The organism is Mycobacterium sp. E183 (assembly GCF_001667735.1).
Classification (GTDB): Bacteria; Actinomycetota; Actinomycetes; order Mycobacteriales; family Mycobacteriaceae; genus Mycobacterium.
In genome coordinates, this window is record NZ_LZJN01000144.1 from 23,521 (window position 1) to 46,225 (window position 22,705).

13 protein-coding genes and 2 pseudogenes are annotated in these 22,705 nt (G+C 68.6%); 7 read left to right on the plus strand and 8 right to left on the minus strand.

Annotated features, from left to right (window positions below; all coding sequences use genetic code 11):
• Positions 1 to 82: 82 nt before the first annotated feature.
• Genes A5691_RS16520 through A5691_RS16530 form a run of 3 tightly spaced genes read right to left on the minus strand, consistent with a single transcriptional unit; the run spans position 83 to position 3,544 of the window.
• Complete coding sequence (locus A5691_RS16520) at positions 83 to 1,222, minus strand: DUF4185 domain-containing protein (RefSeq protein ID WP_068018773.1); 1,140 nt, start codon at positions 1,220 to 1,222, stop codon at positions 83 to 85.
• Positions 1,223 to 1,229: 7 nt separating this feature from the next.
• Positions 1,230 to 2,276 (minus strand): aspartate-semialdehyde dehydrogenase, encoded by a 1,047-nt coding sequence (locus A5691_RS16525; RefSeq protein ID WP_067756693.1) that lies wholly within the window; start codon positions 2,274 to 2,276, stop codon positions 1,230 to 1,232.
• A gap of 2 nt (positions 2,277 to 2,278) precedes the next feature.
• Positions 2,279 to 3,544 carry an aspartate kinase gene (locus tag A5691_RS16530; protein ID WP_067756697.1) on the minus strand — a complete coding sequence of 422 codons (1,266 nt, stop codon included), beginning with the start codon at positions 3,542 to 3,544 and terminating at the stop codon, positions 2,279 to 2,281.
• A 242-nt stretch (positions 3,545 to 3,786) separates the two neighbouring features.
• Here A5691_RS16530 and leuA point away from each other — a divergent pair, with 242 nt between their 5' ends.
• Positions 3,787 to 5,631 (plus strand): 2-isopropylmalate synthase, encoded by a 1,845-nt coding sequence (gene leuA, locus A5691_RS16535; protein WP_197499187.1) that lies wholly within the window; start codon positions 3,787 to 3,789, stop codon positions 5,629 to 5,631.
• A gap of 45 nt (positions 5,632 to 5,676) precedes the next feature.
• On the opposite strand, the gene A5691_RS16540 is transcribed toward leuA, so the two are convergent.
• Positions 5,677 to 7,314 carry a chloride channel protein gene (locus A5691_RS16540; protein ID WP_156675721.1) on the minus strand — a complete coding sequence of 546 codons (1,638 nt, stop codon included), beginning with the start codon at positions 7,312 to 7,314 and terminating at the stop codon, positions 5,677 to 5,679.
• Positions 7,315 to 7,533: 219 nt separating this feature from the next.
• Positions 7,534 to 8,526, minus strand: coding sequence for a DEDDh family exonuclease (locus A5691_RS16545; protein ID WP_067784492.1), 993 nt, complete (start codon positions 8,524 to 8,526; stop codon positions 7,534 to 7,536).
• 190 nt (positions 8,527 to 8,716) lie between these two features.
• On the opposite strand from A5691_RS16545, the gene A5691_RS16550 reads away from it, so the two are divergent.
• From A5691_RS16550 to A5691_RS16560, 3 genes are all read left to right on the plus strand, one after another.
• Positions 8,717 to 9,946 (plus strand): Mur ligase family protein, encoded by a 1,230-nt coding sequence (locus A5691_RS16550; RefSeq protein ID WP_067756706.1) that lies wholly within the window; start codon positions 8,717 to 8,719, stop codon positions 9,944 to 9,946.
• The gene (locus tag A5691_RS16555; protein WP_067756728.1) at positions 9,939 to 10,646 is read left to right on the plus strand and encodes a type 1 glutamine amidotransferase; all 708 of its coding nucleotides are present in this window, start codon (positions 9,939 to 9,941) and stop codon (positions 10,644 to 10,646) included. Before A5691_RS16550 ends, A5691_RS16555 begins: the two co-directional genes overlap by 8 nt.
• A gap of 85 nt (positions 10,647 to 10,731) precedes the next feature.
• Positions 10,732 to 11,085, plus strand: a complete 354-nt coding sequence (locus tag A5691_RS16560) for a hypothetical protein (RefSeq protein WP_231978461.1) — start codon at positions 10,732 to 10,734, stop codon at positions 11,083 to 11,085.
• Positions 11,086 to 11,091: 6 nt separating this feature from the next.
• On the opposite strand, the gene recR is transcribed toward A5691_RS16560, so the two are convergent.
• Together recR and A5691_RS16570 are read right to left on the minus strand one after the other, a co-directional pair.
• On the minus strand, positions 11,092 to 11,703 hold the full coding sequence (recR, locus tag A5691_RS16565; protein ID WP_067756712.1) for a recombination mediator RecR: 612 nt from the start codon (positions 11,701 to 11,703) through the stop codon (positions 11,092 to 11,094).
• Between the two features lie 10 nt (positions 11,704 to 11,713).
• Complete coding sequence (locus A5691_RS16570; protein WP_067784391.1) at positions 11,714 to 12,061, minus strand: YbaB/EbfC family nucleoid-associated protein; 348 nt, start codon at positions 12,059 to 12,061, stop codon at positions 11,714 to 11,716.
• 98 nt (positions 12,062 to 12,159) lie between these two features.
• Here A5691_RS16570 and A5691_RS16575 point away from each other — a divergent pair, with 98 nt between their 5' ends.
• From A5691_RS16575 to A5691_RS16585, 3 genes and pseudogenes are all read left to right on the plus strand, one after another.
• Entirely contained in the window at positions 12,160 to 12,933 is a 774-nt protein-coding gene (locus A5691_RS16575) for an Rv3717 family N-acetylmuramoyl-L-alanine amidase (protein WP_156670150.1), read from the plus strand.
• A gap of 516 nt (positions 12,934 to 13,449) precedes the next feature.
• On the plus strand, positions 13,450 to 19,668 hold the full coding sequence (gene pks2, locus A5691_RS16580; protein ID WP_304528536.1) for a sulfolipid-1 biosynthesis phthioceranic/hydroxyphthioceranic acid synthase: 6,219 nt from the start codon (positions 13,450 to 13,452) through the stop codon (positions 19,666 to 19,668).
• A 16-nt stretch (positions 19,669 to 19,684) separates the two neighbouring features.
• Positions 19,685 to 22,549, plus strand: a pseudogene (locus tag A5691_RS16585) (amino acid adenylation domain-containing protein); the annotation flags it as partial.
• A gap of 35 nt (positions 22,550 to 22,584) precedes the next feature.
• On the opposite strand, the pseudogene A5691_RS29145 reads toward A5691_RS16585, so the two are convergent.
• Positions 22,585 to 22,647 (minus strand): annotated as a pseudogene (locus tag A5691_RS29145) (hypothetical protein); the annotation flags it as partial.
• Positions 22,648 to 22,705 lie beyond the last annotated feature (58 nt).

Below are 22,705 nucleotides of genomic sequence, written 5' to 3' on the forward strand. Positions count from 1 at the left end.
GTCCCAAACCCTCCCCGGCGCACGCCGGACACCGATCTACTTCGGACGCACTGCGGACTTAGGTCTGAAATATGGCCTCTGATCAGGGTTTGAGCGGGTTGACCGCGAACTGGATCACCCGGTAGGGCGCGGCCACACGCGCGCGAGTGTCCCACTGGCTCACGAAGATTCGCAGCTCGTCGAGTGTGGAACCGGGCGAGATGTAACCGCCGTACGGTTGCGCGAGCCGGTTGTCATACGGGGGCGGCAGGCTCTCCGCCGGATCGGGCCACTCGTCGTGCTGCACCACCGTGGTGACCGGCGCGTCGCCCAGGGCGGTCGGGTCGTCGGCGACGCGGACCTCCATGTTGCCCGTGACGGCGTTGAAGTAGGACAGCACCGCCTTTCCGTCGATTTGCCGGACGCACAACTCGCCCACCGCTTCCGGCCACAGCGGCGTGGGCGGCTTGCCCCAGCCGCCGCCCGGCCCGGCCGCCCACCCCTGCCACCGGGACCGGTCGGTGAACGATTGCGGGGTGGCCCGGTAGAGCACGACGGGGTTCCGGCGGGTGAAGCTGTCGGCCACGATGTACACCCAGCCGGTCGGCGAGTCCGCGGTGGGAATGGGGTCGTAGTAGCCGCTGATCTGCGTCTGCGAGCCGCCCTGGTAGGACGCGGGCCGGCGCGACCCGGGGATGGTCTGCCACCCGGCCCGCGCGGGCTCGGCCGTCACGAGCCGGGAGCTTTGCGGTTCCAGGTTTTTCGTCGTCGTCACCATCACGTAGTTGCGCCGGTTGATCTGCACCACCCCGGCCGGCAGCTGCGAGGCACCCGGCGGGGTCGGATCGGCCAGCAGCGGTTTGCTGACGCCGGTGACGCCGGTGTAGCGCACGCCGGCCGGATCGTCGACCGAGGCGGCGTCCACATGCAGCGCCACCGGCGCGTACCAACCACCGAACCCGACGCCCTGGCCGGCGAAGCTGTCGCCGCAGACCTGCAACAGTTCGGCGGGGAACTCCACGAACTCACAGAGGTCGGTCGCGCCGATGCCGTAGTCCCCGGTGGGCGTGCCGGTGCCGGCGGTCGGGCCGATCCGCACCACCTGGCCGGGCGCCAGCGGCTGCACGATGGGCTCGGGCGCGGGCGCCGGCGGATCGGCGTGGGCGAGCCAAACTCCTTGCGGGGCAATCAAAGCCAATGCAAGCGAGCACCGCGCGATCAGTCGGGTATGGGCGGTGCTCACCCGCTTCTCACAACTGGGCGGCCAGCAACTCGGCGATCTGGATGGTGTTCAGCGCCGCCCCCTTGCGCAGGTTGTCCCCCGACACGAACAGGGCCAGGCCGCGCCCGTCGGGCACGCCGGGGTCGTGCCGGATGCGGCCGACCAACGACTCGTCGACGCCCGCGGCCGCCAACGGCGTCGGCACGTCGACCACCTTCACCCCGGGCGCGCCGTCGAGCAGCTGCCGGGCCCGCTCGGGCGACAGCGGCCGGGCGAATTCGGCGTTGATCGACAGCGAGTGCCCGGTGAAAACCGGTACCCGCACGCAGGTTCCGCTCACCGCCAGCTCCGGGATGCCGAGGATCTTGCGGCTCTCGTGCCGCAGCTTCTGGTCCTCGTCGGTCTCGCCGGAGCCGTCATCGACCAGCGAGCCGGCCAGCGGCACGACGTTGAACGCGATCGGCGCGACGTAGGTCTTGGGCGCGGGGAACTCGATCGCTGCCCCGTCGTGCACGAGCTGCTCGGCGCCGTCGATGACCGCGCGGGCCTGCGTGGCCAGCTCCTCCACCCCGGCCAGCCCGCTGCCGGACACCGCCTGGTAGCTCGACACCACCAGGCGCACCAGCTGGGCTTCGTCGTGCAGCACCTTGAGCACCGGCATCGCGGCCATCGTGGTGCAGTTCGGGTTGGCGATGATGCCCTTGGGTCGACGGTGGGCGTCCCTGTCGAAGTTGACCTCCGACACCACCAGCGGCACGTCGGGGTCCTTGCGCCAGGCCGACGAGTTGTCGATCACGGTCACCCCGGCCGCGGCGAAGCGCGGCGCCTGCACCAGCGACATCGTCTTGCCGGCGGAGAACAGCGCGATGTCCAGGCCGCTCGGGTCCGCGGTCGCGGCGTCCTCGACCTCGATCTCCTGGCCGCGGAATTCCAGCTTGCGGCCCTGCGAGCGGGCCGAGGCGAAGAACCGCACCGACGTCGCGGGGAAGTCCCGCTCGTCGAGCAACCTACGCATCACCTGGCCGACCTGGCCGGTGGCGCCCACAACGCCTATTGACACGCTATTCGCGCCCATATCTACCTGCCCGTCCCCGCATACACCGTCGCCTTCTCGTCCCCGCCAAGCCCGAACGCCTCATGCAACGCCACGACGGCCTTGTCTAGTTCGGTGTCGCGGCACAGGACCGAGATGCGGATCTCCGAGGTGGAAATCAGCTCGATGTTGACGCCGACGGCGGCCAGGGCCTCACAGAAGGTCGCGGTGACGCCGGGGTGGCTGCGCATGCCCGCGCCGATCAGCGACACCTTGCCGATGTGGTCGTCGTAGAGCAGCTGGGTGAAGCCGATCTCGTCCTTGAGCGCGTCCAGCTTGGCCACCGCCGTGGGCCCGCTGTCGCGCGAGCAGGTGAAGGTGATGTCGGTCTTGCCGTCCTCCACCTTGGAGACGTTCTGCAGCACCATGTCGATGTTCACGTCGGCGTCGGCGACCGCCCGGAAGACCCGAGCCGCGTAGCCGGGGATGTCGGGGATGCCGACGACGGTCACCTTGGCCTCGCTGCGGTCGTGCGCGACTCCGGTCAGGATTGGGTCTTCCATGGCTATGTCCTTGATCGATCCGACGACGACGGTGCCGGGCTTGTCCGAGTAGGACGAGCGGACGTGCACCGGAATGTTGTAGCGGCGGGCGTATTCCACGCAGCGCAGCATCAGCACCTTCGCGCCGCAGGCCGCCATCTCGAGCATCTCCTCGAAGGTCACCTTGTCCAGCCGGCGCGCGTTGTGCACGATCCGCGGGTCCGCGGTGAAGATGCCGTCGACGTCGGTGTAGATCTCGCAGACGTCGGCGTGCAGGGCCGCGGCCAGGGCCACCGCCGTGGTGTCCGAACCGCCGCGCCCCAGTGTGGTGACGTCCCGGGTGTCCTGGCTGACGCCCTGGAAGCCGGCGACCAGCACGATGCGGCCCTCGTCGAGCGCGGCCTGCAGCCGCCCGGGGGTGACCTCGATGATCTTCGCGTTGCCGTGGGTGCCGGTGGTGATGACCCCGGCCTGCGAGCCGGTGAACGAGCGCGCCTCCGCGCCCAGCGATTCGATCGCCATGGCCACCAGCGCGTTGGAGATGCGTTCGCCGGCGGTCAGCAGCATGTCGAGTTCCCGCGGCGGCGGGGCCGGGCAGACCTGCTGGGCCAGATCCATCAGGTCGTCGGTGGTGTCGCCCATGGCGGAGACCACGACGACGACGTCGTTCCCCTGCTTCTTGGTCGCGACGATGCGTTCGGCGACACGGCGGATCCGATCGGCGTCGGCCACCGATGATCCGCCGTACTTTTGCACGACCAGCGCCACGTTATGTTTCCCGCAATCTTCCCGCCCTTGGGCACGATTTAAGTCCACAACAGAATACGTGGCTGCACATAACGGTTTACGCCCCGATGCCGACCACCGCAGCCTGCGGTTTTGGCATGATTTTCGACGATTTTCCTCCCGGGCGCCAATCGCGGTAGAGTGCAGGGCGTGCAGCGGGTGCTCCTCCTCGGACGCCGCGACGGGGTCTGATCCAGACCGGCTTCCCGTCGCGGGTGTTCGCGATGCGCCGGTCTGAGGTTCCTTCTGACACCCCCGGAGCAACTACCGTGACTTCCAATCCCGACGCCTATACGTCAGCCCGATCGATCGTCAAACCCGCGGGCCCGCCGGGCCCCGGACAGCCCGCCTGGAATCCGCAGCGTGGTTCGGCGATGCCGGTCAACCGGTACCGATCCTTCGCCGAGGAAGTCGAGCCCATCCGCCTGGCCGACCGCACCTGGCCCGACCGCGTCATCGACCGCGCCCCGCTGTGGTGCGCGGTGGACCTACGCGACGGCAACCAGGCGCTGATCGACCCGATGAGCCCGACCCGCAAGCGCCGCATGTTCGATCTGCTGGTTCGCATGGGATACAAGGAGATCGAGGTCGGCTTCCCGTCGGCCAGCCAAACCGATTTCGACTTCGTCCGCGAGATCATCACCGACGGCGCCATCCCGGACGACGTCACCATCCAGGTGCTGACGCAGTGCCGTCCCGAGCTCATCGAGCGCACGTTCCTGGCGTGCGAGGGCGCGTCGCGGGTCATCGTGCACTTCTACAATTCGACGTCGATCCTGCAGCGCCGCGTGGTTTTTCGCGCCGACCGGGCCGCGGTGCAGGCGATCGCGACCGACGGCGCCCGCAAGTGCGTCGAGGAGGCCGCCAAATACCCTGGCACGCAATGGCGTTTCGAATATTCGCCGGAGTCCTACACCGGAACCGAGCTCGAATACGCCAGGCAGGTGTGTGACGCCGTCGGCGAGATCATCGCGCCGACACCGGAGAACCCCATCATCTTCAACCTGCCCGCCACGGTCGAGATGGCCACTCCCAACGTCTACGCCGACTCGATCGAGTGGATGAGCCGCAACCTGGCCAATCGGGAATCCGTCATCCTGAGCCTGCACCCGCACAATGACCGCGGGACGGCTGTCGCCGCAGCGGAATTGGGCTTCGCGGCGGGCGCCGACCGGATCGAGGGCTGCCTATTCGGCAACGGCGAACGCACCGGCAACGTGTGCCTGGTGACGCTGGGGCTCAACCTGTTCTCCCGCGGCGTCGACCCCCAGATCGACTTCTCCAACATCGACGAGATCCGCCGCACGGTCGAATACTGCAACCAGCTTCCCGTCCACGAGCGTCACCCCTACGGCGGGGACCTGGTCTACACCGCGTTCTCCGGCAGCCATCAGGATGCGATCAACAAGGGCCTGGACCAGATGAAGGTCGACGCCGACGCCGCGGACACCGACGTCGAGGACATGCTCTGGCAGGTCCCGTATCTGCCGATCGACCCCAAAGACGTCGGGCGCACCTACGAAGCGGTGATCCGGGTCAACTCGCAGTCCGGCAAGGGCGGTGTGGCCTACATCATGAAGTCCGACCACGGCCTGGCCCTGCCGCGGCGGCTGCAGATCGAGTTCTCCCAGGCGATCCAGAAGATCACCGAGGGCGAGGGCGGGGAGGTCTCCCCGAAGGAGATGTGGGACGTGTTCTCCGAGGAGTACCTCGCCCCGGTGTGGCCGCTGGAGCGGATGAAACAGCGCGTCGAGGCGTCGGAGGAAGACAGCGGCACCACCACGGTCGCCGCGACCGTCAAGGTCAACGGCGTGGAGACCGAGATCAGCGGCGTGGGCAACGGCCCGCTCGCGGCCTTCGTCCACGCGCTCGGCGGTGTCGGCTTCGACGTCGCGGTCCTCGATTACTCCGAGCACGCGATGAGCGCCGGCGACGACGCGCAGGCGGCGGCATACGTGGAGGCGTCGGTGAACGGCCGCTCCGTCTGGGGCGTCGGCATCGCGCCGTCGATCACCACCGCGTCGTTGCGCGCCGTCGTGTCGGCGGTCAACCGCGCGTCCCGGAAGTAACGCTCGGCGTCGAGGCCGCGGCGACGGAGTTGGGCTCGTCCCGGTTCAACTCGCACGCTCGTCGCGTCGATCACCGTCGCGGGCCCACCGGCGAACGATGCTTCGCGGCGGCTTGGGAAAATACGGCACGAGATGCCTCGTCCGTTCCGTGTCCTCGGTGAGATCGTGCAGCCGGGCGGTCAGCAAGTCCTTCATCAACAAGTGGCCCTGATCGGAACCGTCCGGCGATACCACCCGCAGCGGGCGGCCATCCGATTCCGCGAAGACATTCGCGGCATGCCGCAGCGTGGCCTTGCTGCCCACCGTGCCACCCGCCGGGGCGGGTGGCGGCCCGGAGCGCATCACTTCGGCGACCAGGAACGCCTCCAGCGGGTCGGTCGTGTAATCACGCGTCAGATGCATTCCGCTGCGTGCAATCTTCTCGGTGAGCACCGAGCGGGCGAGCAGCAACGCGGATATCGCGTAGGCGGTGATCGTGGCGATGACCACCGGCAGCATCGCCGGCCACGCGCGAGTGAGCTCGAGGGTGAACATGATGGCCGCCAGGGGAGCCCGCATGATGCCGCAAACGACGGCGGCCAGGCCCAGCATCGCCCAGAATCCCGGATACACGTGCGGAAACCAGTGCCCGATGAAGGCTCCGAGCGCGCTGCCGATCATGAACACGGGGGCGAATACACCGCCCGATGTTCCCGAACCCAGCGACAGCGCCCAGATCGCGGTTTTCACCACGAGGATGCCCACGATCAGCGACAGTCCGGCGCGCCCGGTGAGAAGTGCATCGATCACGTTGTAACCGACCCCGAGAGCGCGCGGTTCAATCAGTCCGCCCGCGCCGATGATCAGACCGCCGATCGCCGGCCACCACATCCAGTGAATGGGTAGGCGCGGGAAGGTGTTTTCGGCCCAGTAGACCAGGTGCGTCACCGAGATGGCGAGCGCAGCGCCGGCCAGTCCGACGCATACCGCCAAAGCGTCGATGGACCAATGGATTTCAGCTACATGCGCCTCGACCGGGAATACCGGCGCGGTGCCCAGGATGAACAAGCGCACCACGGTGGCCATCGCTACCGCGCTCGCGACGGGGACCATGCTCCGCGGCCGCCATTCGAAGAGCAGCAATTCGACGGCCAGCAGGATGGATGCCAGTGGTGCGTTAAAGGTGGCCGCGATGCCCCCGGCGGCGCCGGAGGCCAGCAGGATCTTTCGCTCGTCTGCGGTCAGATGCAGGAATTGAGCGACAACGGAACCCATGGCCCCGCCGGTCATCACGATCGGCCCCTCCGCGCCGAACGGGCCGCCGGTACCGATGCTGACGGCCGCCGAGATCGGCTTGAGCACAGCAACTTTGGGCTCGACGCGGCTGCTGCCGGTGAGAATCACTTCGATGGTCTCAGGCATGCCGTGACCACGTACCTGATCGGATCCGTACCGCGCCATCAGGCCGATGACCAAACCGCCGGCTATCGGCGCACCCAGAATCAGCCACCACGGATGGTGGTTTGCCGCCGGCGACACCAGAGCATCCGAAATACGTTGATAAAAAACAAGATTAGTGACCAAACCGATGAGCTTCAACAGACACCAGGCCACCAGTGCTGACAGGGCGCCGATGACTATCGCGATGCCCGTGATTGGAATTAACCGCCGATCGACGTTGAAGTCGGCTAACCGTCCACTCACTACAAAGAATTCCTCACCGATCCGATCGATGCATCAACTCTCGACAGATTCCCCAGAACGCAACTCGCAGGACACGATTCGCGTCCTGCGGTGATCCGCTGAATCGTAACAACTCCGCGCGCCGTCGGCGTGCTCAACGGCCGAGGCATTGCTGGGAGTTAGGGCTGAATTCCCTGGCGTCCGCCTGTTAAGCGTCCCGTCAGCGCAGCAGGTCGAGCGTCAGAACAATGCGAGCTGCTGGTCCACCGCGGTGGTGTCGGTGAACTCCTCCATGCTGGTGCCGCCCACGACCGCGCGGATGGAGTCCATGAACTGCGCGTCGGAGACCACCGGCACCCCGAGCTGCTTGGCCAGGTAGCCCTTGCCCTGATCCGGGGCGGGGTCATTGCAGACCACCAGCGAAGTCTCGCCGTCGACGGCGTCGGTATAGGCCAGCCCGGCGTGCAGGATGCGTTCGACCAGTTCCTCGTGGGTGCGGCCGACCTCGGCCGCCAGGGCCACCCGCATGCCCTGCACCAGCGGCCGCCCGGACACGTACAGCCCGGGATTGAGATACGGGCAGGGCATCCGCGAGGCCAGCACCTTCAACGGGCGCAGCTCGTCGTGGGTGACGCGGCCGTTCGGCCACCGTCGCCGGGTCACCGGATGCACCGGCAGCCAGATGTCGCGCTCGCGCGCACGCCTGAGCGCCGACGCCAGCACACCGGTCAGGACCAGCGCGTCGTCGAAGGCGTCGTGCGGCCGTTCCTGCGTGACGCCCCAGTGCGCCGCGAGGGTCTCCAAGCGCAGGTTGTCGATGCCGAGGTCCAACCGCCGGGCCAGCTCCACGGTGCACATGACGGAGTCGATTGGCAGTTCGGTCTCGGCGAGCTCGGCTTCCGCGGCCAGGAACGCGTAGTCGAACGCGACGTTGTGGGCCACCAGCGTGCGACCGTCCAGCACCTTGACCACGTCGTCGACGACGTCGGCGAACTGCGGCTGGTCTTCCAGCATGGCCGCCGTCAGGCCGTGCACGTGGGTTGGCCCGGGGTCCACGCCAGGGTTGAGCAGGCTGACGACGGATTGCTCCACGCGTCCGTCGGCGTCGAGGCCCAGCACCGCAAGGCTGATGACCCGCGCCTGCCCGGGCCGAAATCCCGACGTCTCGACGTCGATGACGGCCCAACCCCCGTCCGGCTCGCTGGCCGGCCGCCCCCAGGACACCCGGTTCATGTCGACAGGATGGCACGTCGGACCGACATCACCGGGTCGCTTCGCTGCCGTGTCGGTCGCTGAATTCGGTAAGGGCGACCCGCAGCACCCGGCGCTCTGCACCGCGCTTGCGATCGCCCTTATTGGATAAGGGCGACCCGCAGCACCCGGCGCTCTGCGCCGCGCTTGCGATCGCCCTTAAACTGCCCGGGTGGTTACCACCCGTGCACGCCTGGCCCTCGCCGCGGGAGCGAGCGCGCGCTGGGCCTCGCGGGTGACCGGACGCGGCGCGGGAGCGATGATCGGTGGCCTGATCGCGATGTCCCTGGACCGCTCGGTCCTGCGTCAGCTGGCGGCCGGACGACGTACCGTCGTCGTCACCGGCACCAACGGCAAGTCGACCACCACCCGGATGACCGCCGCCGCGCTGGGCACGCTGGGTTCGGTGGCCACCAACGCCGAAGGCGCCAACATGGACGCCGGGCTGGTGGCCGCGCTGGCGGCGAACCGCGAGGCGCCGCTGGCGGCCCTGGAAGTCGACGAGATGCACGTGCCGCACGTCTCCGATGCCGTCGAGCCCGCCGTAGTCGTGCTGCTCAACCTGTCGCGCGACCAGCTGGACCGGGTCGGCGAGATCAACGTCATCGAACGCACCCTGCGGGCCGGGTTGGCCCGGCATCCCAACGCGGTCGTCGTCGCCAACTGTGACGACGTGCTCATGACGTCGGCGGCCTACGACAGCCCGAACGTGGTGTGGGTGGCCGCGGGCGGCTCGTGGGCCAACGACTCGGTCAGCTGCCCGCGCAGCGGCGAGGTGATCGTCCGCGACAAGGGGCATTGGTATTCCACCGGCGTCGACTTCAAGCGGCCCAGCCCGCAGTGGTGGTTCGACGACCACACCCTCTACGGGCCCGACGGGCTGGCCCTGCCGATGCGGTTGGCGCTGCCGGGCGCGGTGAATCGCGGAAACGCCGCCCAGGCCGTCGCCGCCGCCGTCGCGCTGGGCGCGGAACCCGCGAAGGCGGTGGCGGCCGTGTCGGGCGTCGACGAGGTCGCCGGGCGCTACCGGACCGTCCGCGTCGGCGACCACGAGGCGCGGATCCTGCTGGCCAAGAACCCGGCCGGCTGGCAGGAGGCGCTGTCGATGGTGGACAAGCAGGCGGCCGGGGTCGTCATCTCGGTCAACGGGCAGGTGCCCGATGGCGAAGACCTGTCCTGGCTGTGGGACGTCCGCTTCGAGCACTTCGAGCACACCGCCGTCGTGGCCGCCGGGGAGCGGGGCACCGACCTCGCGGTGCGCCTCGGCTACGCGGGCGTCGACCACACCCTGGTGCACGACACCGTGGCGGCCATCGCGTCCTGCCCGCCGGGGCGGGTCGAGGTCGTCGCGAACTACACCGCCTTCCTCCAGCTGCAACGTGCGTTGGCGCGCCATGGCTGATTCGACCGTGCGGATCGGGCTGGTGCTGCCCGACGTGATGGGCACCTACGGCGACGGCGGCAACGCGCTGGTGCTGCGCCAGCGCCTGCGGTTGCGGGGCATCGCCGCGGAGATCGTCGAGATCACGCTGGCCGACCCGGTGCCGGACTCACTGGACCTCTACACGCTGGGCGGGGCGGAGGACTACGCGCAGCGGTTGGCCACCAAGCACCTGATCAAGCATCCCGGGTTGCAGCGCGCCGCGGAGCGCGGCGCGCCCGTGCTGGCGATCTGCGCCGCCGTGCAGGTGCTCGGCCAGTGGTACGAGACGTCGGCGGGGGAACGGGTCGACGGCGTGGGGATGCTCGACGCGACCACCTCGCCGCAGCAGGCCCGCACCATCGGCGAATTGATCAGCAAGCCGCTGTTGCCCGGGCTGACCCAGCGGCTCACCGGTTTCGAGAACCACCGGGGCGGCACCGTTCTGGGCCCCGCCGCATCGCCGCTGGGCGCGGTGGCCAAGGGCGCGGGCAATCGGGCGGGCGACGGCTTCGACGGAGCGGTGCAGGGCAGCGTCGTGGCCACCTACATGCACGGCCCGTGCCTGGCCCGCAACCCCGAGCTAGCGGACCTGCTGTTGGGCAAGGTGGTGGGCGAGCTGGCGCCGCTGAAGCTGCCCGAGGTGGAGTTGTTGCGCCGGGAGCGGTTGGCGGTGCGCTGACATGCGGAATGACATCGCGAGAAGCGGGCGGCGGGGTTTGGCGAGCGGCAGTGCCCTGCTAGTCGCGGCCGCATTGATCACACCGGTGCCGGCGCACGCGACGCCCGAGGTGCCGAGCGGTCGATACACGGTGCTCTATACCGACAGTGACAAGACGACCACATGGCTTTTCGCCCCCTGCGGATCGGACTGCACGCTGGCGACCTCGCAGGACGGCGGGACGTTCGTCATCAGCTGGGAGTTCGACCTCGCGAACGGACGCTGGACCCACAGCGGCGCGACGCAGGCACCGTGCGCGAATGGAACAACGGTTCCGGCAACCGTCGACTACAGCTTCGACGCCGTGTCGCTTGCCGGTGAGGGCCGGACGACCACGTCAGACGGGTGTGGCGGTCCAGGCTCGACGGTCACCCGGCCGTTCCGATTGACCAAGACCTGAGCCGTCTCAGACCATCGCCCGGCGGCCGGCGAGCGCCCGGCCCAGCGTCAGTTCGTCGGCGAACTCCAGGTCCCCGCCCATCGGCAGCCCGGACGCGATCCGCGTCACGATCAGCCCCGGGATGTCGCGCAGCATCCGGACCAGGTAAGTGGCGGTGGCCTCGCCCTCGGTGTTCGGGTCGGTGGCGATGATCACCTCGCTGATGTCGACGTCGTCGACCCGCTCCCCGATCCGGCTCAGCAGTTCGCGGATCCGCAACTGCTCGGGCCCCACCCCGGACAACGGATCCAGCGCGCCGCCCAGCACGTGGTAGCGGCCGCGGAATTCGCGGGTGCGCTCGACGGCCTGCACATCCTTGGGTTCCTCGACGACGCACACCAGCGAGCCGTCCCGACGAGGGTCCGAACAGATTCGGCACCGCTCGTTGTCGGAGACGTTGCCGCACACCGCACAGAACCGCACGCCGTCGCGCACCTTGCCCAGCGCCGCGGTCAGCCGATCGATATCCGGCGGTTCGACCGACAGCAGGTGGAAGGCGATGCGCTGGGCGCTCTTGGGCCCGATGCCCGGCAGCTTGCCGAGCTCGTCGATCAAATCCTGGACCGGTCCTTCAAACATGTTCGACGATCTACAGCTCCGGCGCCTGCGCCGGCGGCTGTCCCGGCGGCGGCCCGCCGAAACCGCCGGCCAGCGCCCCCAGCCGCTCCTGCGCCATCCGGGTGACCTGCGTGGAGGCGTCGGCCATGGCGCCGACGATCAAGTCCTGCAGCGTCTCGACGTCGCCGGGGTCGACCACCTTGGGATCGATCTGCACCGCGACCACCTCGCCGCTGCCCTTCACCGTCACCCTGACCAAGCCACCGCCGGCCTGCCCGTGTATCTCGGCGTTGGCGAGCTGTTGCTGGGCCTCCATCAACTTCTGCTGCATCTGCTGCGCCTGGGCCAGCAGCGCCGACATGTCGCCTCCGGGTTGCATGACAGTCCCCTCGCATCTTGGTCTCGAGTTGGTTTCGCCTGCGTGTGTCCGGCGATTCGAAACACCCAGCGTAGACCGCGCGAAGCTACCTTTGCGCCGTGGACCTACGAGTGAGCAGGCGTGTCGGCATCAGGATGGTCATCGGTGCGCTGGTTGCCGCTTCGGCGGCGATCACCCCGACCGCGACCCCGGCCGCATGGGCGGTCCCGTCCAACATCGCCGGCATGGTTGTCTTCATCGACCCCGGCCACAACGGCTCCAACGACGCGTCCATCAGCCGTCAGGTCCCCACCGGTCGCGGCGGTACCAAGGACTGCCAGGCGAGCGGAACGTCGACCAACAGCGGTTATCAGGAGCACACCTTCACCTGGGACACGGCGCTGCGGGTTCGTGCGGAGTTGAACGCCCTGGGCGTGCGGACCGCGATGGCCCGCGGCAACGACACCGGGCTGGGACCCTGCGTCGACGAGCGCGCCAACATGGCCAACGCGTTGCATCCCAACGCGGTCCTGAGCATCCACGCCGACGGCGGCCCCGCATCGGGCCGCGGATTCCACGTCAACTACTCGGCCCCGCCGCTGAACCAGGTGCAGGCCGGGCCGTCGGTGCAGTACGCCAGGATCATGCGCGACCAGATGCAGGCCTCCGGCATCCCGCCCGCCAACTACATCGGCCAGAGCGGGTTGTACGGGCGCTCGGATTTGGCCGGGCTGAACCTGGCGCAGTACCCGTCGATCCTGGTCGAGTGCGGCAACATGAAGAACCCCGCGGACTCGGCGCTGATGGAGTCGGCCGAGGGCAGGCAGAAATACGCCGACGCGATGGTCCGCGGCGTCGCGGGTTTCCTGGCCTCTCAGGGCCAGGCGCGCTAGGCCCGCAAGCCGGCCCTTCCCCGACGGCGACGCTTCGAACCCGGGCCGCCTGACCAATCGCGGCTTAACTCCGGGCTAACTCACTCGTCACCCAGAAGAATTTGCCTCAACGCGGCGCGCGCGGAGGTGACCTTCTGTAGGGTCTGTTTTACGCATGTCGACTTGCGGTGTGGGAGAACCGATGATCAATCCGTCGACAACGACAACGACAACTTGTTTGTCGCGGCCGACGACCGGCGCGCGACGGCTTCTGACCGGCGTTCGCCGAGGTTTCAGCCAACTGTCGACCGGCAGGAAGCGCGGCCATCCGCGCTGCACGTCTCCACCCGTCGCGACTCCGGGGCGTTCCCGCACGGATGTGGGGTGCGGACTCGGGGTCACCGCGGGCTCCACAGCCGGCCCTCATTTGCTTGGGCGTCAATTCAGCAAAGCACCGCAGCCGATGGTCGAGGCCGCCGAACGATCAGGATTCGTACGCACTCACCGCCCCGTCGGATAAGAAGAGGGTGGACGGCCGTGGAGACATCGGGTTTCACTTCCACTGCTGTTATCGGCATGGCCTGCCGCCTGCCGGGGGGCATCGACTCTCCCGAACGGTTGTGGGAGGCGCTGCTGCGCGGGGATGACCTGGTCACCGAGGTGCCCCCGGACCGGTGGGACGCCGACGAATATTACGACCCCCAGCCGGGAGTGCCGGGCCGCTCGGTGACGAAGTGGGGCGGATTCCTCGACGACGTCGCCGGTTTCGATTGCGAGTTCTTCGGGATCAACGAGCGCGAAGCCACCGCGATCGACCCCCAGCACCGGCTGCTGCTGGAAACCTCATGGGAGGCCATGGAACACGCCGGCCTCACCCCAGAGACCATGGCCGAGTCGCGCACGGGCGTGTTCGTGGGTCTGACCCACGGCGACTACCAACTGCTGGCCGCCGACGCGCACGCCGTGGAGGGGCCGTACGGATTCTCCGGCAGCAGCTTCAGTTTGGCGTCCGGCCGCATCGCGTACGCGTTGGGCGTGCACGGCCCGGCGGTCACGGTGGACACCGCTTGTTCGTCCGGTCTGACCGCGGTGCACCTGGCCTGTCGCAGCCTCGGTGACGGTGAAAGCGACCTCGCCCTGGCGGGCGGCGCAACCGTGATCCTCGATCCGCGCAAGTTCGTCGCGGGCTCCGCGGAAGGCATGCTGTCTCCCACCGGGAGATGTCATGCGTTCGACGTCGAGGCGGACGGATTCGCGTCCTCCGAAGGCTGTGTCGTGTTGCTACTCAAGCGATTAGGCGACGCGCTGCGCGACGGCGACCGAATTCTGGCGGTCATCCGCGGCACCGCGGCCAACCAAGACGGCCACACCGTCAACATCGCCACCCCGTCGGCCGCGGCACAGACCGCGGTGTATCGGGCGGCGTTGGCCGCCGCCGGCGTCGCCGCCGCCAGCATCGGCATGGTGGAGGCTCACGGCACCGGCACGCCGATCGGCGACCCGATCGAATACGCCGGCCTGACCGAGGTCTATGGCATCGAGGGTCCCTGCGCGCTGGGCGCGGTGAAAACCAATCTCGGGCATGCCCAGGCGGCCGCCGGTGCGCTGGGCCTGATGAAAACCATCCTTGCCCTGCAACACGGCGTGGTGCCCCGGAATCTGCATTTCACCAAGCTGCCCGATCCGCTGGCCGCCATCAAGACCCAACTCTTTGTGCCACAGACGGTTTCGCCGTGGCCCCGCGACGGCGGTCAGCCCCGGCGGGCGGCGGTGTCGTCGTACGGGCTATCGGGCACCAACGCTCACGCGATCGTCGAGCAGGCACCTGAACCCGCTGCAGTGCAAGCTGTTTCGGTGGATTCGGCGCCGGCCGATTCTCTGATGTTCCCGCTGTCATCCAGCTCCGCCGACGAGCTGCGCCGCACCGCGGGCAGGCTGGCCGACTGGGTGGCGGCACACGAGGATGTGCAATTACCGGATCTGGCGTACACCCTGGCGCGCCGGCGCGCGCACCGCCCGGTACGTAGCGCCGTCATTGCGGGCAACCGTCCGGAACTGATTGCGGCCCTGCGAGATGTGGCCGCCGGCGACGGTCCGTGCCCGGCCGCGATCGGGCACGACGACAGGGGGCCGGTGTGGGTGTTCTCCGGCCAGGGATCGCAGTGGGCCCAGATGGGCGCCGAATTGCTGGCCACCGAACCGGTTTTCGCCGCAACCGTCGCCGAGGCCGAGCCGTTGATCGCGCACGAGGCCGGGTTTTCGGTGACCGAGGCGATGACCGCGGCGCAGACCGTGACCGGTATCGACCGGATACAACCGACCCTGTTCACCATGCAGGTCGCGCTCGCCGCCACCTTGCGCTCGTACGGGGCGCGCCCGGGCGCGGTGATCGGACATTCCCTCGGTGAGGTCGCCGCGGCCGTCGTCGCCGGAGCCCTATCGCTGGACGACGGGGTGCGCGTCATTTGCCGGCGCTCGCGGCTGATGTCCGGCATCGCCGGATCCGGCGCGATGGCGTCGGTGGAACTGCCTGCACAGCAGGTGCTTTCGGAGTTCATCACCCGCGGCGTCGACGACGCGGTGGTGGCGGTGGTCGCCTCGCCGCAGTCCACGGTGATCGGCGGCGCCACCCAAACCGTTCGCGATCTGGTCGCGGCCTGGGAGCTGCAAGATGTGCTGGCCCGCGAGATCGCCGTCGACGTTGCGTCACACTCCCCGCAGGTCGATCCGATCCTCGACGACCTGGCGGACGCACTCACCGACCTCCGTCCGATGCCGCCGGATATCCCCTTCTACTCGGCCACCCTGTACGACGCGCGTGAGCGGCCGGTGTGCGATGCCGACTACTGGGTGCAAAACCTCCGCCAGATGGTGCGGTTTGCACCGGCGGTACGGGCCGCCCTGGAAGAGGGTTACCGGGTCTTCGCGGAACTGGCGCCGCACCCGCTGCTCACCCATGCGATCGAGCAGACCGCCCGCAGTCTCGACATGCCGCTGGCCGCCCTGGCCGTCATGCGCCGCGGCCAAGCGCTGCCATCCGGGCTGGACAGTTTCGTAGCCGACCTGCACAGCGCGGGTGCCGCGGTGGACTTCTCGTTGCTCTACCCCGATGGCCGGCTGGTGGACGCGCCGCTGCCGACCTGGGCCCACCGGCCCCTGTTGTTGCGCCGCGGTGATCACGGATCGCCGACGCACGGTCGCAGCATTTCGGTCCATCCACTGTTGGGTGCCCACGTGCGTTTGTTGGAAGAACCGGAACGCCACGTCTGGCAGGCCGAGGCGGGAACCTCCACCCAGCCCTGGCTGGGTGATCACCGAATCCGGAATGTTCCGGTCCTGCCGGCGGCGGCGTACTGCGAGATGGCGCTGAGCGCCGCGCGCGTCATGCTCGGCGACGGCGCCGAGGTCCATGATCTGCGCTTCGACCGGGCACTGCTGCTGGATCAGCAGACCACGGTCAGTACCTGGGCGGCGGCGTCGTCACCGAATGCCGCTGAGTTCGTGGTGGAGACCGAGGAACAGGGGAGGCACGCGACGGCGGTCCTTCGCGCCGCGACGGGGCAGCAGGCGCCCGCGCGGAACACGTCCGCGCTGCTGGCCGCCCACCCGCACCGCGAGGACGGCGCCGAGGTGCGCCGCCGCCTGGACCGGCGAGGTGTTCAGTATGGCCGGGCGTTCAGCGGGCTGGTCGCCTTGCGTACCGGCGACGAGTCTCCCGATACGGTCCTCGCCGAGGTCGCACTGCCCGGTGAAATCCGTTCGCAGCAAGATGCTTACGGGTTCCACCCGGCGCTACTGGATGCGTGCTTCCAGTCCATCGCCGCTCACCCGCTGGTGCGTGACCTCGACGACGATGCGCTGGCGTTGCCGTTGGGGATCCGAGCACTCCGCCTCGACGGCGCCGCGCGCGGCGCCCGCTACTGCTACACCCGGGTGACCAAGGCGGATACGGCTGGCGTCGAGGCCGATCTCGACATCCTCGATGAGCATGGAACGACCCTTCTCTCGGTGCGGGGGCTGCGGCTGGGCACCGAGGCAACCGACAACGGCCACGCCGACCGGCTGCTGGCCCAACGGCTGCTGACGATCGACTGGCGGCACCGGGAGCTACCTGACGCCCAGTATGCCGCCGCCGGAACGTGGCTGCTGATCACCACCGCCGGTGACTTGGGCGCCGCGTTGACCGACGCGCTGAAAGCATCTGGTGCGCAGTGCATCACGATGTGCTGGCCACCGCACGCCGACCACGACGCGACGGCGCAACAGCTTCGAGACCATCTGCGTGCGGGCGGATTCAGCGGAATGGTGGTCCTGACGGGATCCGGAAACGGCGGCGCCGCGGACCAATCCCCCCGCCTGGGTTGTGAGTCCGTGCAACATCTGATTCGCGTCACCCGCGATCTGCCGGACTTCCCGGGCGAACTTCCGCGGCTCTATGTCGTTACCCGCAGCGCCCAGGCCGTGGTCGCCGGCGACGTGCCGGACCTGGAGCAGGCTGGGCTGCGGGGTTTGGTGCGGGTGATCGGCACCGAGAATCCGCACCTGCGGGTCACCCAGATCGATATGGACCAAAGCACCGACCCCGAGCAGCTGGCCCGGCAACTGCTCGGCGGCTCCGAGGAGGACGAGACCGCGTGGCGCCAGGACACCTGGTATGTCGCGCGGTTGTCCCCCACTCCGCTGTGCCCAGAAGAGCGACGAACCACCATCGCCGACCCGGGGCGTGACGGGATTCGCCTGCAGGTCCGTATACCCGGTGACCTTGAGTCGATGGAACTCGTTCTCCACGAACGGCGTTCACCGGGACCCGGGGAAATCGAGATCGCGGTCAGCGCCGCCGGCCTCACCGACCCCGACGTGCTGGCCGCGCTGGGCCAGGACACGCTCCGGGGCCTGGGCACCGATTTCGCCGGGACGGTGACGGCGGTCGGAGCAGGCGTCGCGGACCATACGGTCGGCGATCGAGTCGGAGGGTTGTGCGGCGGCGGCTCTTGGGGTTCCTTCGTCACGTGCGATGCGCGGCTGGCGGTCGCCCTGCCGGCGGGGCTTTCCGACGGCCAGGCCGCCGCGGTGTCCACCACGCACACCACCGCGTATCACGCCTTGCATGAGCTGGCCCACGTCAAGGCCGGTGATCGCGTCTTGATCCACTCCGCGGCCGGAGGGGTAGGGCAAGCGGCGATTGAGATGGCTCGCGCTGCGGGTGCCGACATATTCGCCACCGCCGACAACGAGACGCACCGACAACTTCTGCGGGACAGCGGGATCGGATACGTCTACGACTCGCACAGCACGGACTTCGCCGACCTGATCCGTCGCGACACCGGCGGCCACGGCTTGGACATCGTGGTCAACTCGGGCTCCGGCGTCACCCAACGGTCCGGGCTCGAATTGCTGGCGCCGGGTGGCCGATTCATCGACATCAGCCATCGGGAAGCCCGGCTGGGACCAATCCCCGCAAACAATATCGCATTCCACACCGTGGACATGGCGCTGCTGTCGGCGAGCGAACCGGATCGCGTGCGCACCCTGCTGAGCACTGTGTACCGGTTGATCGCCGACGGCGCCCTACCGATGCCCGACACCACGCACTACTCGCTTGCGAACGCGGACACAGCGATTCGTCTCATGGCGGGCGGCGGACAGACCGGCAACGTCGTGTTCGACATACCGAGAAGCGGTGTCCGACGTGTGCCGGTGCCGCCGGCGCAGGCCCGGGTCTTCCGCCGCGACGGCGCCTACCTCATCACTGGGGGCCTCGGGGGCCTTGGTCTGTTCTTGGCGGAGAAGATGGCGGCGGCGGGCTGCGGGCGCATCGTGCTGTGTTCACGTTCGCAGCCGACGCCCGATGCCATCGAAACGGTCGAGCGCATCAGGGCAAGCGGCGCCGACGTCACGGTGGAGTGCGGTGACGTCGCGGAACCCGGCACCGCGCGCCGATTGGTTGCCACCGCGACCGCCACCGGCCTCCCGGTGCGGGGTGTGCTGCACGCGGCCGCGGTGGTAGACGACGCCACCCTGGTCAACATCACCGCAGAACTCGTCGAGCGGGATTGGAGCCCAAAGGTTCACGGCGCGTGGCACCTCCACACCGCCACGCTCGACCAGCCGTTGGACTGGTATTGCTCGTTTTCGTCGGCCGCCGCCCTGGTGGGCTCTCCCGGCCAGGGCGCCTACGCCGCGGCCAACAGCTGGCTGGACGCCTTCACCCACTGGATGCGGGCTCAGGGCCTGCCGGCTATCACCATCGGCTGGGGTCCCTGGGCCCGGATCGGGCGCGCCACCGCCCTGGCGGACAGCTCGGGCATGGCGATCGGGCCCGAGGAGGGCGCGTACGCGTTCGATGCGCTGCTGCGTCACGACCGCGCCTACACCGGCTACGCGCCGATCACGGGCGCACCGTGGTTGAAGCTGTTGACCGAGCGCAGCCCGTTCACCGAGGCGTTTCGCCCCGTCGGCGACGCAACGGGCACAAGCAAACTCCGCGCCGAGCTCAACGAGCTGCCCATGGACGAGTGGCCGGCCTCGCTGCGGCGACTGATCTCCGATCAAGTCAGCTTGATTCTGCGTCGCAGCGTGGATCCGGATCGGCCGCTGTCCGGATACGGCCTCGACTCACTCGGTGCGCTCGAACTACGTACTCGCATCGAAACCGAAACGGGGGTTCAAATCCCGTCCGCCGACATCTCGACCATCACGATCCGTGTTCTGGCGGGGCTGTTGTGCGAAAAACTGGCACCCGCGGAAGTCGCCTGATTCCGGGGGGTGATGGATGCAATTTGACGAGCGCGCGCTCCCCTTGACACGGGGACAGCTCGACATCTGGCTAGCACAGGAAACGGGCCGGTCCCGCACCGATTGGCAACTTGGCCTCTTCGTCAAAATCGAAGGACGCGTGGAGCGCAAGCCCCTCGAGTGGGCGATCCGCCGGGCGCTTCGGGAGGCCGAACCCGTTCGGACGTCATTCTTTTCGGATGACGGCCAGGTCCTGCAGCAGTCGATTGACGACCCGGAGGTTGACCTCGCCTTCCACGACCTGCGCGGCTCGGATCATCCCGTGCGGAAGGCCCAGGAGATCGCGGCGTCGATTCAGCGCACGCCCATGCCCTTCACCGGACCGCTGTTCAGGTTCGCGCTCTTCCAGACGGGCGTCAACGAATTCTATTGGTTCACTTGCTGTCACCACATCGTCGCCGACGCGTCGGGCATTGCCCTCGTCGGCCATCGGATCGCGACCATCTACTCCGCAGTCATCTCGGGCGCGCCCATGCCGTCCCCATTCTTCGGCTCGCTGGCGGACCTGGTCGCATGCGAATCGGAGTACGAAGCGTCGGCAGACTACCTCGAGGATCAGGCGTACTGGTCGAAGAATCTGCCATCCGACGACGGACCGGATCGGTGGTTGCGGCGGGGTGCCGGTGAGCGCGGTCCATATCGTTCCTCGGCGCCGGTCCAGCTGGATCCCGCGGTCATTCGCCGAGTCGAAGAGTTGTCCCACGCCTGGGAAATGCCGCGGTCATCGGTCATCACCGCCGCGTGCGCCCTGTTGGTGCGAGCCTGGAGTCACAACGGTTCGGAGGTGGTGCTCGACTTCCCGGTGAGCAGGCGGGTCACCCCGGAATCGAAGACGCTTCCCGGCATGGTCTCCGGCGTCGTTCCGCTGGTTTTGAAACTCTCGCCGGATGCCACGGTGGGTGACTTCTGCCGCCACGTCGATGCGCGAATACGTGAAGCGTTGCAACATCAGCGCTTTCCCGTGCGGGCACTGGAACGCAAGGCACGCTCCGGCGACCCCCGGCAGTTCGCCCAGCGGGTGAGCGTCAACTTCCTTCCCGCTGTGCTCGCCTTGGACTTCGGCGGCGTGGCGGCCTCGGCGTCATACACCAATTCCGGTCTCGCCGATGGCTTCGGGTTGTTCTTCTCCGCAGCCGGTGACCAACTGCTGTTCGGCACCGAGGGTGCCGGGGAGCTGTTTGCGGGCTTCGCCGTCGCAGACCTGGCCGAACGGTTGCTGCGGGTGCTGGCCGCGATGGCCGGCGACCCCGAACGTCGGCTGCTGTCGATCGACCCATGGGGCGCCGACGAGCACGCGCGGCTTGATGGGTGGGGCAACCGGGCGGTGCTGACCCAGCGGGCACCCGAGCCCGCGTCGATTCCGGAGCTGTTCGTCGATCAGGTTTCGCGAGCGCCGGCGGCGGTGGCGTTGACCTTCGAAGGCCGTTCGATGACCTACCGGGAACTCGACGAGGCCGCTAATCGACTGGCCCGTTTCCTGATCGGTCGGGGCGCGGGCCGCGGGCAACGTGTGGCTCTGCTGCTCGCCCGTTCGCCCGACGCCGTCATCGCGATGCTCGCGGTGCTCAAGACCGGGGCGGCGTATCTGCCGATCGATCCGGGTCTGCCTGATGCGCGGATCGAGTTCATGCTCACCGACGCCACCCCGATCGCCGTCGTGACGACTGCGGAACTGCGGCCGCGGCTCGACGGATGCGAGCCGACCGTCGTCGACATCGCGCACCCCGACGTAGCCACTCAACCCGGTGCCGCATTGCCTCCGCCCGCACCCGACGACATTGCCTACCTCATCTACACCTCCGGGACCACCGGTGTTCCGAAGGGCGTCGCCGTCACCCACCACAACGTGACTCAGCTCCTGCGATCGCTCAACCCTTCCGGACTGGTTTGGGCGCAGTGGCATTCGTTGGCCTTCGACGCCTCTGTCGAAGAGATCTGGAGTGCGTTGCTGTTCGGGGGCCGGCTGGTGGTGGTGCCCGAAGGGGTGGCCGGCTCGCCCGACGACTTCCGCGCGTTGCTCATCGACGAGCGGGTAGAGATGCTGAGCCAAACCCCCTCGGCCCTGGCAGCGCTACCCGCCGAAAACTTGGGAGCGACAACGCTACTGGTGGCCGGCGAAGCGTGTCCGGCCGAGGTCGTGGATCGATGGGCACCGGGACGGCTTATGGTCAACGGCTACGGCCCGACCGAGACCACCGTGTGCGCGACCAGAAGTGCGCCGTTGACGCCGGACTCGGGCGTGCCGCCGATCGGCGCGCCGGTGTCCGGGGCGGCGGCGTTCGTCCTCGACGAATGGTTACGTCCGGTTCCCGCCGATGTCGTTGGCGAGCTGTATATCGCGGGCCGCGGCGTGGCCGTCGGGTATTGGCGGCGGGCCGGCCTATCCGCGTCGCGGTTTGTCGCCTGCCCGTTCGGGTCGCCCGGAGGGCGCATGTACCGCACCGGGGATCTGGTGCGCTGGGACACGAGCGGGCAACTGCACTATGTGGGCCGCGCCGACGAGCAGGTCAAAATTCGTGGATACCGCATAGAACTCGGCGAAGTCCGCGCCGCATTGGCCGCGCTGGACGGTGTGGATCAGGCCGCGGTGATCACCCGCGAAGACCAACCCGGCGCCCCGCGCCTGGTCGGCTACGTCACCGGCACGATCGACGCGGCCGACGCGCGCGCCGCGCTGGCCGGTCGGCTGCCCGGCTTCATGGTGCCGTCCGCGGTCGTGGTGATGGCTGCGTTGCCGCTGACGGTCAACGGCAAACTCGACACGCGAGCCCTCCCCGCGCCGGAATACAGCGATGCCAGCCGATTTCGCGCCCCGGTCACTGCGGTGGAGGAGGTGCTGGCCGACAGTGAATCGCCGCCCAAGTCGAAGAACGACTCGTCGATCCCGACCCGTTCGAGACCGAGAACCTGTGCGAAGGCGCCGGCCAGCACCTCCTCCACCGCAGTGACCGGGGCGCGAAATCGGCTGGCATCGCTGTATTCCGGCGCGGGGAGGGCT